At 63.3% G+C, this 13,324-nt stretch carries 11 protein-coding genes; 4 read left to right on the plus strand and 7 right to left on the minus strand.

Annotated elements, in window-relative coordinates:
- Window positions 1-78 precede the first annotated feature (78 nt).
- The 3 genes from MFF34_RS00460 to MFF34_RS00470 form a co-directional block, all read right to left on the minus strand.
- Window positions 79-1,323, minus strand: coding sequence for an MFS transporter (locus MFF34_RS00460; protein ID WP_027594032.1), 1,245 nt, complete (start codon window positions 1,321-1,323; stop codon window positions 79-81).
- Between the two features lie 218 nt (window positions 1,324-1,541).
- Window positions 1,542-2,384, minus strand: a complete 843-nt coding sequence (locus tag MFF34_RS00465; RefSeq protein ID WP_027594031.1) for a mechanosensitive ion channel family protein — start codon at window positions 2,382-2,384, stop codon at window positions 1,542-1,544.
- Between the two features lie 114 nt (window positions 2,385-2,498).
- Window positions 2,499-2,984: a YajQ family cyclic di-GMP-binding protein gene (locus MFF34_RS00470; RefSeq protein ID WP_027594030.1), complete on the minus strand. Its 486-nt coding sequence runs from the start codon at window positions 2,982-2,984 to the stop codon at window positions 2,499-2,501.
- Between the two features lie 100 nt (window positions 2,985-3,084).
- Here MFF34_RS00470 and MFF34_RS00475 point away from each other — a divergent pair, with 100 nt between their 5' ends.
- Genes MFF34_RS00475 through MFF34_RS00485 form a run of 3 tightly spaced genes read left to right on the plus strand, consistent with a single transcriptional unit; the run spans window position 3,085 to window position 6,640 of the window.
- A complete protein-coding gene (locus MFF34_RS00475) occupies window positions 3,085-4,002 on the plus strand; it encodes a putative 2-dehydropantoate 2-reductase (RefSeq protein WP_238209511.1) in 918 nt (305 codons plus the stop codon).
- 39 nt (window positions 4,003-4,041) lie between these two features.
- A complete protein-coding gene (locus tag MFF34_RS00480; RefSeq protein WP_238209756.1) occupies window positions 4,042-6,072 on the plus strand; it encodes an ATP-binding protein in 2,031 nt (676 codons plus the stop codon).
- Between the two features lies 1 nt (window position 6,073).
- Window positions 6,074-6,640 carry a cob(I)yrinic acid a,c-diamide adenosyltransferase gene (locus tag MFF34_RS00485; RefSeq protein WP_238209513.1) on the plus strand — a complete coding sequence of 189 codons (567 nt, stop codon included), beginning with the start codon at window positions 6,074-6,076 and terminating at the stop codon, window positions 6,638-6,640.
- Between the two features lie 39 nt (window positions 6,641-6,679).
- Here the strand turns inward: MFF34_RS00485 and MFF34_RS00490 are convergent, their stop codons facing one another.
- The 4 genes from MFF34_RS00490 to secA all read right to left on the minus strand — a co-directional run bounded on the left by MFF34_RS00490 (window position 6,680) and on the right by secA (window position 12,532).
- On the minus strand, window positions 6,680-7,624 hold the full coding sequence (locus tag MFF34_RS00490) for a Nudix family hydrolase (protein WP_238209515.1): 945 nt from the start codon (window positions 7,622-7,624) through the stop codon (window positions 6,680-6,682).
- Window positions 7,621-8,253 carry a glutathione S-transferase family protein gene (locus tag MFF34_RS00495; RefSeq protein ID WP_085273641.1) on the minus strand — a complete coding sequence of 211 codons (633 nt, stop codon included), beginning with the start codon at window positions 8,251-8,253 and terminating at the stop codon, window positions 7,621-7,623. Before MFF34_RS00495 ends, MFF34_RS00490 begins: the two co-directional genes overlap by 4 nt.
- Window positions 8,254-8,385: 132 nt before the next feature.
- Complete coding sequence (gene argJ, locus MFF34_RS00500; protein ID WP_027594024.1) at window positions 8,386-9,603, minus strand: bifunctional glutamate N-acetyltransferase/amino-acid acetyltransferase ArgJ; 1,218 nt, start codon at window positions 9,601-9,603, stop codon at window positions 8,386-8,388.
- 193 nt (window positions 9,604-9,796) lie between these two features.
- On the minus strand, window positions 9,797-12,532 hold the full coding sequence (gene secA / locus MFF34_RS00505) for a preprotein translocase subunit SecA (protein ID WP_099430363.1): 2,736 nt from the start codon (window positions 12,530-12,532) through the stop codon (window positions 9,797-9,799).
- A gap of 308 nt (window positions 12,533-12,840) precedes the next feature.
- On the opposite strand from secA, the gene MFF34_RS00510 reads away from it, so the two are divergent.
- Window positions 12,841-13,296: a DUF721 domain-containing protein gene (locus tag MFF34_RS00510; RefSeq protein WP_027594022.1), complete on the plus strand. Its 456-nt coding sequence runs from the start codon at window positions 12,841-12,843 to the stop codon at window positions 13,294-13,296.
- Window positions 13,297-13,324: the final 28 nt, after the last annotated feature.

Genomic DNA, 13,324 nt, shown 5'->3' on the forward strand with positions numbered 1-13,324 from the left:
GATTCACTGGTCTGTCACCGGCCTCTTAGCAGCACAAGGCTGCTCCTACAGGAAATGCGCATGGCCGGCGCCGGCAAGCTACTGAGCCACCGCCCCTTCCCCAGGCCGGCCACCCACCACAAACCACAACGGCCAGAGCGCCAGCGCACCCGCCACGCTGGCTGCCAAGGCAAAGTGCAGCAGGCTGGCACCTGCCCCGATCATCGCCAGCAGTGCCCCACCCAGGCCCAGCAAGGCGATGGTGATCATCCCCAGCATGGCCGAGACCAGCCCCTTGCTCTGCTCGCTGGAGAACAGCGTCATGCGGTACAGCACGGCGTTGGCCACACCCAAGCCCAGCGCGTACAGCGACATGCCAGCGACCACACTGGTCACCGTCGGCCAGTACCAAGTCGCCAGCACCATCAACGAAAGGCCAGCCAGGTAGGGCCACAGTGCGCCACGCACCAGGGCTGGCAGCGGGTAACGGTCAGCAATGCGGTTGATGATCAGGTTGCCCATGATCAGCCCGCCGAACACCGGCAATTGCCACAAGGCATATTCCATCGTACTCAGCCCCTCATCATGGATGAGCAGCACCGGCGACAGGCCAATCCAGCCAATCAAGGGCAAGCCGACCAGGCCAAGGGCTGCGCTGCCGGCGACAAAGCGGCGGTTGGCCAGCAATTGGCCGTAGCCGGACAACAGTGGCAGCAGGTGAATTGGGGTGAACGGCAGCCGCGAACCATCGCGCCGCTCCACACCGAGCGTTTCCGGCATCAAACGGTACAGCAGCACCCACGCCAGCACCGCGCCGATGGCAAAGGCCACGAACAGCCAACGCCAGTCCAGCCATTGCAGCAGCAAGGTCCCCACCAGCGGGCCGAGCAGCGGCGACAGCAGGGCGATGTTGGCCAGCAGGGCCATCATGCGCACCGCGTCCGCTTCGCTGAACGCCTCGTTCAGGGCCGGGTAACTGACCGTAACCACAAAGCCCAGGCCGATGCCCTGCAACAGGCGCAGCAAGTTGAACAAGCCGATGTCATGGACCCAGAAGGTCGCCAGGCATGCCACGCCAAAGAACACACAGCCCCCCAACAGCAGCGGGCGACGGCCATAGCGGTCGGCCAGGGGGCCGATCAGCCACTGCAGGACCACGCCACCGAGCAGGTACAGGTTCAGGGCATGGGGGATGTATTCGGGGCTGGCGTTCAGGTCGCCGACCACCACGGGCATGGCCGGCATGACCGCGTCGCTGGCCAGGTAAGTGAGCAACTCGAACAGGGCCAGGGTGAGGCCAAACAGCAAGGCTCGGAGGGGGGTGATGTACAGCAGTGGTTTCATGGTGAGCTTCGGGTAGAGGCAGGTGGGGTCAGGCTATATGCCAGAAGTGGCGGGGTTTAGCTGTGAACAAGTGTAATGAGGTGGAAAAAACCGGGGCCGCTGCACGCCCCATCGCCGGCAAGCCGGCTCCCACACAGTTAGATGACAACCTGAACCTGTGGGAGCCGGCTTGCCGGCGATGGGGCGCGCAGCGGCCCCGGTTTGTTTGAACCGCGGTGTTATTGGGTAGCCGTCTCCTGCACCACGCGAATCACTCGCTGCGGAAACGGAATGTCGATGCCCTCGGCCTTCAACCGGTCACGGGCATGCTCGTTGAGCATGAACATCACATCCCAATAGTCGGACGTCTTGGTCCAGATACGCAGCGACACGGTGATCGAACTGTCGCCCAGCGTCGAAATCACCGCCTGCGGTGCCGGGTCGGCCAGCACACGCGGGTCCTGCGCCAGTTCCAGCAGCACGTTGCGCGCCTTTTGCAGGTCGGCCTCGTAATCCACGCCCACGTCGAACACCACTTTGCGGGTCGGCTGGCGGTTGGTGTTGGTGATGATGCCGTTGGACAGGCTGCCGTTAGGCATGATCACAGTCTTGTTGTCACCGGTGCGCAGCACGGTGTGGAAAATCTGGATGCTGTCCACGGTGCCGCTGACACCCTGCGCTTCGATCCAATCGCCGATGCGGAACGGGCGGAACATCAAGATCAGCACACCGCCGGCAAAGTTCGCCAGGCTACCCTGCAACGCCAGGCCAATGGCCAGGCCGGCAGCACCGATAGCCGCAACAAAGGAGGTGGTCTCGATGCCGATCATCGACGCCACGCTGACGAACAGCAGGATCTTCAGGATGATATTGGCCAGGGTGCTGATGAACCCCTGCAATGCCAGGTCGGCATTGCGCAGGCCGACCAGCTTGCCCAAGCGCGCGCTGACCTTGTTGATGACCCACCAGCCGATGGCCAGGGTCAGCAACGCCAGGCACACGCGGCTGCCGTACTCCATGATCAACGGGACCCAGGCTTGGGATTGGCGGACCAGCTGATCGACTTCAGCGTTCAAATCCATGTTCATCTCCTGATGCCGAACGGCATGTGCACGGTAAAACTGGCCGCGGGCATTTCCGCGGCCACGGCCCCCATGGACATCATTACGCCATCGAGGTTCCTGGTGACGCTTCGATCAATCGCGGAAGTTGTTGAACTGCAGCGGCATGTCGAATTCCTTGGCGCGCAGGGCAGCGATCGCTTCTTGCAGGTCGTCGCGCTTCTTGCCGGTGACACGCACCTGCTCACCCTGGATGGAAGCCTGGACCTTGAGCTTGGCATCCTTGATGTGGGCGACGATCTTCTTCGCCAGCTCTTTGTCGATGCCTTCGCGGAACTTGGCTTCCTGTTTCATTTCTTTGCCGGACGCATAGGCATCCTTGGTTTCCAAGCATTTGACATCGATCTTGCGCTTGACCAGCGCACCGCGCAGGATCTCGATCATTGCCTCGAGCTGGAATTCGGCCTCGGCGGTCAGCAGCACGGTCTGTTCCTTGTCCTTGAACTCGAAGCTGCCCTTGCCCTTGAGGTCAAATCGGCGATCGAGTTCCTTGACGGCGTTGTCTACAGCGTTCTGCACTTCGTGCTTGTCCAGTTCCGATACCACGTCGAACGAAGGCATGGGTATTCTCCAAAAATAAAAGCGCGCTCGGCCTGAAGATGGAGCACGCTGAGTTAGATGGTTAAAATGCGGGCTCATTATAACGGGTTGCGAAACGCATATGAGCAGCACCTGGCATATTCTCGGCGCGGGTAGCCTGGGCAGCCTGTGGGCTTGCCGCCTGGCGCGCGCCGGCAAGGCGGTACGTTTGATCCTGCGCGACGAGCAGCGGCTGCAGGCCTATCAACGTGTGGGCGGCCTGACCTTGTTCGAGCAGGACACCTCCAGGCATTACGCGATCCCCGCCGAAACGGCCGACGCCCATGGCCCTATTCACCGCCTGCTGGTGGCCTGCAAGGCGTACGACGCGGCGCCGGCCATCAAGCGCCTGGCACCGCGGCTGGCCGAAGGCGCAGAGCTTGTGCTGCTGCAGAACGGCCTGGGCAGCCAGGACGAGGTCGCCGACCAGGTGCCCCATGCCCGTTGCATCTTCGCCTCCAGCACCGAAGGGGCGTTCCGCGAGGGCGATTGGCAGGTGCGCTTCGCCGGCCACGGCTTCAATTGGCTGGGTGACCCACTCAAACCCGGGATCCCGGCGTGGTTCGATGACCTGCACGACGCCGGTATCCCGGCCGAATGGACCGTGGATATCCTCACCCGGCTGTGGCGCAAGCTGGCGCTCAATTGCGCGATCAACCCGCTAACCGTGCTGCATGAGTGTCGCAATGGCGGCCTGCTGGAGCACCTGGCCGAAGTGACCGCCCTGTGCGACGAGCTGGCAGAGCTGCTGCACCGCTGTGGCCAACCCCAGGCTGCCGAGGACCTGGACGAAGAAGTGCAACGGGTGATCCTCGCCACCGCCGCCAACTACTCTTCCATGTACCAGGACGTGCGCGCAGGCCGACGTACCGAGGTCCATTACCTGCTCGGCCATGTGTGCCGCGCCGCCGAGCGGCATGGCGTGGCGTTGCCGGAACTGGAACGCCTGCACCAGCGACTGGTCGATAACCTGCAGGCACGCGGCTTGCCCAGCGCCTGACGCTGGCCCTTTCAAACGGATACGGACACTGCCTTGCCCATGACCCTGCGCCAACGCCTGGAAAACCTCCCGGTCGGGCAAAAGCTGCTGGCGGCCCTGCTGGTACTGCTGGTGACCATTCTACTGGTGGCCAACCTGACCTTCATCAGCGCCGCCTACTGGATCACCCAGGAGAGCATGGCGCCCCAGGCGCTGCAGACCATCGGCCGGCTGATCGCCAACCCGCAGCTGTCAGCGCGTGCCGGCGACAGCGCAGACAGCGCCAATGCACTGCTCAGGGAGCTGGACAGCTACATGCCACTGCGCGCCGCCGCCGTCTACGGCGGTGACGGCCGCATGCTGGCGCAACTGCAGCACGGCGAACCGCTGGCGTTGCCCAAGCGATTTCGCAACATCGACGGCTGGCGCCTGATGGAATTTCGCAGCACGCAGTTGATTCGCATCCCCCGCGAAGCCGACCCACCTGCCCACCTGCTGCTGGTGGCCAGCAGCGAACTGCCGACCGCCTTCTACACCGGCACGCTCAGTGCCAGCCTCGGTATCCTGGTGTTCAGCATCCTGCTGTGGATCGTCGTTGCGCGGCAGATCAAGCGCCTGATCACCCAGCCGATCAACCAGCTCGAAGAGCTCAGCCGCCAGGTCACCCGCGAAGAAAGCTACGCCCTACGTGCCCGCCGCGGCAACGATGACGAAATCGGCAGCCTGGCCGAGGCCTTCAACACCATGCTCTCGCGCATCGAGGCCCGCGAGCAGCAGCTCAAGCGCACCCGCGACGAATTCCAGACCGCCTATGACCAGGCCCAGGGCCTGGCCGAAGAAACCCGCCACACCAACCGCAAGCTGGAGCTGGAAGTCCAGGTGCGCAGCAAGATCGAGAAAAAGCTCACAGGCTTCCAGAACTACCTCAACAGCATCATCGACTCCATGCCCTCGGCACTGATCGCCCTCGACGAGCAGCTCTACGTCACCCAGTGGAACCACGAGGCCACAGTGCTCTCCGGAACGCCCCTGGACGAGGCGCTGAACCAGCCGATCTTCATCGCTTTCGAGCCGCTCAAACCGTTTTTGCCGCAGCTCAAGGAAACCGTGGAGAAACACCGGGTTGCGAAAATCGAGCGGGTGACCTGGCCCAAGGGCGAGGACCTGCGCCATTACGCCCTGACGTTCTATCCGCTGATGGGCGGCGGCGGCCGCGGCGTGGTGATCCGCATCGACGACATTACCCAGCGCCTGTCACTGGAAGAAATGATGGTGCAATCGGAAAAGATGCTCTCAGTGGGCGGCCTGGCTGCGGGCATGGCGCACGAGATCAACAACCCGCTGGGGGCGATCCTGCATAACGTGCAGAATATCCGTCGGCGCCTGTCCCCGGAGTTACCGCGCAACCAGGAGCAGGCCGAAGAGCTGGGCATCGACCTGCCCACCGTCAACCGTTACCTCGAAAGCCGCGAAGTGCCACAACTGCTCGACGGCATTCAACAGGCCGGCGCCCGGGCGGCCAAAATCGTCACCCACATGCTCAGTTTCAGCCGCCGCAGCAACCGCCAATTGGCGCCTTGCGACCTGCCAGCGCTGATCGACCAGGCTGTGGAAATCGCCAGCAACGACTTCGACCTCACCATTGGCTTTGACTTCAAGGGCCAAGCCATTGTCCGCCAGTTCGACCCAAACCTTGGGCCAGTGCCCTGCACCGCCAACGAGCTGGAACAAGTGCTGCTCAACTTGCTGAAAAATGCCGCCCAGGCCATCCACCTGCGCCCGCAACCCAGCGAGCCCGGGCGCATCACCCTGCGCACCCGGCTCAACCCACCCTGGGCCGAAATCCAGGTCGAAGACAACGGCGTGGGCATGCCTGAAGCGGTGCGCAAGCGCACGTTCGAGCCGTTCTTCACCACCAAAGAGATCGGCCAGGGCACAGGCCTTGGCCTTTCGGTTTCGTACTTCATCATCACCAACAACCACAAGGGGCAGATGGAGGTGCAGTCCACGCCCGGCCAGGGCACCTGCTTCACCTTGCGCCTGCCCCTCGGCCAGCCGGCAGCGACGGCACCAAACACCACGGAGGCATGACATGGGCTACCGCCTGTCGAAGATCTACACCCGCACTGGCGACAAAGGCGAAACCGGCCTGGGCGACGGCCGCCGGGTGCCCAAGGACCACCCGCGTATCGAGGCCATCGGCGAGGTGGATAGCCTCAACAGCCAGTTAGGGGTGCTGCTCGCCGGCCTGGCTGAGCAGGGGCTGGACGAAGTGAGCGAAGTACTTGCGCCCTGTCAGCACCGCTTGTTCGACCTCGGCGGCGAGCTGGCAATGCCCAGTTACCAGGCGTTGAACCTGGCCGAGGTGGAGCGGCTGGAAGCGGCAATCGACGTGTGGAACGAAGAGCTGGGGCCGTTGAAGAATTTCATCTTGCCCAGTGGTTCGGCGTTGGTGGCGCAGGCGCATGTGTGCCGGTGCCTGGCGCGCAGTGCGGAGCGGCGGTGTCAGCAGCTGAATGCGCTGGAGCCGTTGGAGGGTGCTGGGTTGGCGTATATCAACCGGCTGTCGGATCTGTTGTTTGTGGCAGCGCGGATAATTGGGCGGCGGCAGGGGGTTGCCGAGGTGCTGTGGCAGCCTGCGCCGAAGCCTGAAGGCTGAGGGTGCTGGGGCTGCTACGCAGCCCCAATCACAAGCGACTCAGAGCTCAGGCCAGAACGCCCGGATCCCGGCCACACCCTGCGCGCCCGCCTCCCAGGCCCGCTCACGATCACCCGGCCCTACCCCACCCAGCAAGAACACTGGCCGGCTGAAACCCGCAATCGCCCGCTGCGCCGCTTCCCACCCCAAAGGCACCGCTTCAGGATGAGTCTGGGTCGCCTGCACCGGCGACAAGGTGACAAAATCGACCCCCATCTGCTCGGCCAATGCCAGCTCTTCGGCACTGTGGCAGGACGCCGCCAACCAGCGGTGCTCAGGGAACGGCCGCCCCTTGGCGGCATACTTGCGCAACTGCGCAGCCGTGAGGTGCCAGCCGGCCGACGGAAAGTCGCCCAGCCACTCCAGCGGCCCTTTGAGCATCAATTGGGCCTTGCCACCGCACAGGCCGACCGCATCCACCGCCACATCGCGATACTTGGGGTCGTACATGTCCGGCGCTCGCAGCTGGATCAGCCGGGTGCCGTTGGCCACGGCCTTCTGGATGCCCTTGAGCATCTGCGGCACTTCCAGGCCCTCCGGCGTGATCAGGTACTGATCCGGCAGCCGTGCAGCGGCAACAATCGGCCTGTTCGCGGCAGGGAAGTCGTACTGCGCGAGGTCGCGCGGCGCCACCCACTCCAAAGGCTGGCCCTCGGCGCCATGGGGTTCACCGGTGAACGCTTCGACAACGCGGACGTCCAGCAGCACCTGTTTGTCCGGGTAGTCATGGCTGACCTTGATCAGCGCCCGCGAACGGGTCACGTCGATACCCAGTTCCTCGCGCAGCTCACGGGCCAGCGCCGCTTCGACGCTTTCGCCCTCTTCCACTTTGCCACCTGGGAACTCCCAAAGGCCGCCCTGGTGCTGGGTATCTGCCCGCCGCGCAATCAGAATGCGGCCATCGGCACCGCGGATTACCGCTGCCGCTACATGAATCCGTTTCACCCTTCGCGCTCCGCCAGGCCAGCCTGCTGCCAGGCTTTGAATGCCGGCCACTGGTAAATAGTCTCGATGTAAGCCGCCGCCTCTGCCGGGACTTCGACGCGGTAGCTGCGCAAGCGCACGGCCACCGGGGCGAAGTAGGCATCCACCAGGGTCGGCTTGCCGAACAGGAACGGGCCCGTGTCCTTGGCGACCAGGCGGCATTCGGACCACAGCGCGACGATACGGTCGATGTCGATCTGCACCTCCAGCGGCACAGACTCGAGGGCCTGGTCACGGGACAGGTCGAACGGCATCGCCCCGCGCAAGGCGAAGAAGCCGCTGTGCATCTGCGCGCAGGCCGAACGGGCTTGGGCGCGGGCGGCCACGTCGGCAGGCCACAGCTGCGCTTCGGGGTGGCGTTCGTTGAGGTATTCGGCGATGGCCAGGGAGTCGGCGATCACGCCATGCTCGGTCTTGAGCAGCGGCACTTTGCCGGTGGCAGAGTAGGCGAGCAGGCGCTGACGGGTGTCGGGCTGGTTGAGTTTGATCAGGGTTTCTTCGTAGGGAACGCCGGCCAGTTCGAGGGCCAGGGCGCCGCGTAGCGACCAGGAAGAATACAGCTTGTCGCCGATGATCAGGTGATAGCTCATGGTTCGGCTCCGATGATTTGGCAATGTCGGTGGCCATGGGGCTGCGTTGCAGCCATCGCCGGCAAGCCGGCTCCCACAGCGAATGCCCTGTGGGAGCCGGCTTGCCCGCGAAGAGGCCTTTGGATCAGTACATCAGGTGCGGTATTCGGCGTTGATCTTCACGTACTCGTGGGACAGGTCGGTGGTCCAGATGGTTTCGCTGCAGGCACCACGGCCCAGTTCGATGCGGATGGTGATCTCTTCCTGGGCCATGACCGCAGAGCCTTGCGCTTCGGTGTAGCTCGGGCTGCGCCCGCCTTGGCTGGCAATGCAGACGTTGTCCAGGTACACATCGATCAGGCTGACATCCAGCTCCGGCACGCCCGCACGGCCGACGGCGGCCAGGATGCGGCCCCAGTTGGGGTCAGAGGCGAACAGTGCGGTCTTGATCAGCGGCGAGTGAGCGACGGCGTAACCGACGTCCAGGCATTCCTGGTGGTTACCACCCCCGTTGACCTGCACCGTGACGAACTTGGTGGCGCCTTCGCCATCACGGACGATGGCCTGGGCCACCTCCATGCACACGTCGAACACCGCCTTTTTCAGGGCTTCGAACAGCGCACCGCTGGCTTCGGTGACTTCTGGCAGGTTGGCCTTGCCGGTGGCGATCAGCATGCAGCAGTCGTTGGTCGAGGTGTCGCCATCGATGGTGATGCGGTTGAACGACTTGTTGGCGCCGTCGAGCATCAGGTCCTTGAGCACCTTGGGTGCGACCTTGGCGTCAGTGGCGATGTAGCCGAGCATGGTGGCCATGTTCGGGCGGATCATGCCGGCGCCTTTGCTGATGCCGGTCACGGTCACGGTCACGCCATCGTGCTGGAACTGGCGGCTGGCACCCTTGGGCAGGGTGTCGGTGGTCATGATGCCGGTGGCGGCTTCAGCCCAGTTGTTTTCCGACAGGTTGTCCAGGGCGGCCTGCAGGGCGCCTTCGATCTTCTCGACCGGCAGCGGCTCGCCGATTACGCCAGTGGAGAACGGCAATACCGACTCGGCCGGCACGCCGGTCAGCTCGGCGAGCTTGGCGCAGGTGCGCTCGGCAGCGGCCAGGCCCGGTGCACCGGTACCGGCGTTGGCGTTGCCGGTGTTGGTCAGCAGGTAACGCACAGTGCCCTGAACACGCTGCTTGGAGAGGATCACCGGTGCTGCGCAGAAGGCGTTGAGGGTGAACACGCCAGCGACGCTGGAGCCTTCGGCACAGCGCATGACCACCACATCCTTGCGCCCAGGGCGCTTGATGCCGGCAGAAGCGATGCCGAGTTCAAAACCCGGAACCGGGTGCAGGGTGGGCAAAGGACCAAGACCAACAGCCATTAGAGCGCTCCTAGAAAAACGGTGAAATGATGATGGAAGAGCGGGGCCGCTTCGCGACCCATTCGCGGCACAAGGCCGCTCCCACAGGGCCTGCGCAGCCTTCTGAGCCGGTGCGGTCCCTGTGGGAGCGGCCTTATGCCGCGAATGGGCCGCACAGCGGCCCCGTTTGTCACGTTACTGCGACTGGGTCAGATCACTCGATCTGCCCGTGGCAATGCTTGAACTTCTTGCCCGAACCGCACCAGCATGGCTCGTTACGGCCCAGCTTCTGGTCGTTGCGCACCGGCGCTGCGGCCACGGCCACTTCGGCGCCCTCCTCGTTCAGCGCTTCGCTTTCAAGGCCTGGCGCGGCAGCATGCTGGAACTGCATGCGGCTGGCCAGCTCTTCGGCTTCGCGGCGCAGGCGGGCTTCTTCTTCGATCGGGTCTTCGCGGCGCACCTGAACGTGCGACAGCACGCGGATGGTGTCGCGCTTGATCGACTCGAGCAGCTCCTGGAACAAGGTGAACGACTCGCGCTTGTACTCCTGCTTCGGGTTCTTCTGCGCATAACCGCGCAGGTGAATGCCGTGGCGCAGGTGGTCCATGGTCGACAGGTGGTCTTTCCACAGGTCGTCCAGCACGCGCAGCAGAATCTGCTTCTCGAAGGTGCGCAGGGCGTCGATGCCGGCCTGGTCTTCCTTCTCGGTGTAGGCGCTGGTGATCTCGCTCAGCAGCTTCTCGCGCAGGGTCTCTTCGTAGAGGTGGTCGTCCTCGTCGAGCCATTGCTGGATCGGCAGCTTCATGGCGAAATCGCTCGACAGCGAGGCTTCCAGGCCGGCCACGTCCCACTGCTCGGGCAGCGATTGCGGCGGGATGTGCTGGCTGATGGTAGCGTCCAGCACTTCCTTGCGGAATTCGGCGATGGTATCGCCAATGTTCTCGGCCGCCAGCAGGCTGTTGCGCATGTGGTAGATCACCTTGCGCTGCTCGTTGGCCACGTCATCGTATTCAAGCAGCTGCTTGCGGATGTCGAAGTTGCGGCCTTCGACCTTGCGCTGGGCTTTTTCGATGGCGTTGGTGACCATGCGATGCTCGATCGCCTCGCCAGACTGCATGCCCAGCGCCTTCATGAAGTTCTTCACCCGGTCAGAGGCGAAGATGCGCATCAGGCTGTCTTCGAGCGACAGGTAGAAGCGGCTGGAGCCCGGGTCACCCTGACGGCCGGAACGACCACGCAGCTGGTTGTCGATACGGCGCGATTCGTGACGCTCGGAAGCGATCACGTGCAGGCCACCCGACTCGATCACCTGCTGGTGACGCTTCTGCCAGTCGGCCTTGATCTGGGCAATCTGCTCAGGGGTCGGGTTGTCCAGAACGGCCACTTCGGCCTCCCAGTTACCGCCCAGCAAAATGTCGGTACCACGGCCGGCCATGTTGGTGGCGATGGTCAACGCGCCTGGCGCACCGGCCTGGGCGATGATCTCGGCTTCCTTCTCGTGGTACTTGGCGTTGAGGACCTTGTGCTCGATGCCTTCCTTCAGCAGAAGGTTGGACATGTGCTCGGAGGTCTCGATGGTGGCGGTACCCACCAGCACCGGACGGCCCTGGGTCATGCTCTCTTTGATGTCGGCAATGATCGCGGCGTATTTCTCGTCGGCGGTCAGGTACACCAGGTCGTTGAAGTCCTTACGCGCCAACGGCTTGTTCGGCGGGATCACCATCACGTTCAGGCCGTAGATCGACTGGAACTCGAACGCTTCGGTGTCGGCGGTACCGGTCATGCCGGACAGCTTGGTGTAAAGACGGAAGTAGTTCTGGAAGGTGGTCGACGCCAGGGTCTGGCTCTCGGCCTGAATGTTCAGGTTCTCTTTGGCCTCGATGGCCTGGTGCAGGCCTTCGGACAGGCGACGGCCAGGCATGGTACGGCCGGTGTGCTCGTCGATCAGCAGGACTTGGCCGTCCTGAACGATGTACTCGACGTTGCGGTGGAACAGTTTGTGCGCGCGCAGGCCGGCATAGACGTGGGTCAGCAGGCCCAGGTTGTGCGCCGAGTAGAGGCTCTCGCCTTCGGCCAGCAGGCCAGCCTGGGTGAGCATCTCTTCGATGAACTGGTGACCGGCTTCGTTGAGTTCGACCTGGCGGCTCTTCTCATCGATGGTGAAGTGGCCTTCCTGGGTGACCTGGCCTTCGACTTCTTCGATGTGCTGGGTCAGGCGCGGGATCAGGCGGTTGATCTCGATGTACAGCTTGGAGCTGTCCTCGGCCTGGCCAGAGATGATCAGCGGGGTACGGGCTTCGTCGATGAGGATCGAGTCGACTTCGTCGATCACCGAGAAGTTGAGTTCACGCTGGAACTTCTCTTCCTGGCTGAACGCCATGTTGTCGCGCAGGTAGTCGAAACCGAATTCGTTGTTGGTGCCGTACGTAATGTCGGAGGCGTAGGCAGCGCGCTTTTCTTCCGGCGGCTGGAAGGCCGAGACGATGCCCACGGACAGGCCGAGGAACTCGTACAGCGGGCGCATCCAGTTGGCGTCACGGCGGGCCAGGTAGTCGTTGACGGTGACCACGTGCACGCCTTTGCCGGACAATGCGTTGAGGTAGACGGCCAGGGTACCGACCAAGGTCTTGCCTTCACCGGTGCGCATTTCTGCGATCATGCCCTCGTGCAGGGTCATGCCGCCGATCAGCTGCACGTCGAAGTGGCGCATGCCCATGACGCGCTTGCCGGCCTCACGGGCGACGGCGAAGGCTTCGGGCAGCAATTGGTCCAGTGTCTCGCCTTTGGCCAAGCGCTCCTTGAACTCTGCGGTCTTGCCCCGCAGTTGCTCATCGGAGAGGGCCACCATCTTCTCTTCGAAGGCATTGACGATAGTCACCGTCTTGAGCATGCGTTTGACTTCACGCTCATTCTTGCTTCCAAAAAGTTTCTTTAACAAAGGCGCAAACATATCGGCAGGATCTTCCACACGTAGGGATGGAGGGCGGCCCCATGAGTCGCCCGTGCAGCCCTGAGGCCGCATGCGAACGAGCATTCTACCCGGAAACGATGGTGAGGAAAGTGGTGGATTTCCACGATGCTGATACAGCGTTTTGGCAGGGGCGTTTCTTAGATAGGGTCATTTTCCCTGAGTTCAAGGCTCAGCAAGATGAAACGTATCGAGAATGAGTCTTACCTTGTGTGGTCTGTACCGGCGAAGAGGCCGGCACAGGCAACAGAGGTGTTAAACTGCCGCTCTTGTAACCTCCTGCGACCACCATGGCCTACAAACCCTCCCCTGCCCAGCTACCGTCCGCCCTGCTGCGCCAGGTGCGCCCGCTGCGCCTGCTGCTGAACCAGGCCGAACGCCTGGAACACCTGCAGCGCTTGCTGGAAAGCCAACTGCAACCGGCTGCCCGCGAGCACTGCCACGTGGCATCGTGGCGTGATGGCGTATTGTTGCTGGTGGTTACCGACGGCCATTGGGCTACTCGCTTGCGCTATCAGCAAAAGCGCCTCATGCGCGAATTGCAGGCCATGGAAGCGTTCGGCAACCTGCGGCGCATCTTGTACAAGGTGCAACCGCCATTGGTGCCTGCCAAGCGTGGCGGGCATGCTGCGGCGCTGTCGAGCAATGCCGCCGAAAGCCTTCGCGATACCGCCGAGGGGATTGCCGACCCGAAATTGCGCGCTGCCTTGGAACGCCTTGCCAGCCACGCCCGGGATAAAGGCTGAAATAAAAAAGGCCACCCGAAGGTGGCCT

The sequence above is a fragment of the Pseudomonas sp. PAGU 2196 genome (assembly GCF_022179005.1).
Classification (GTDB): domain Bacteria; phylum Pseudomonadota; class Gammaproteobacteria; order Pseudomonadales; family Pseudomonadaceae; genus Aquipseudomonas; species Aquipseudomonas kermanshahensis.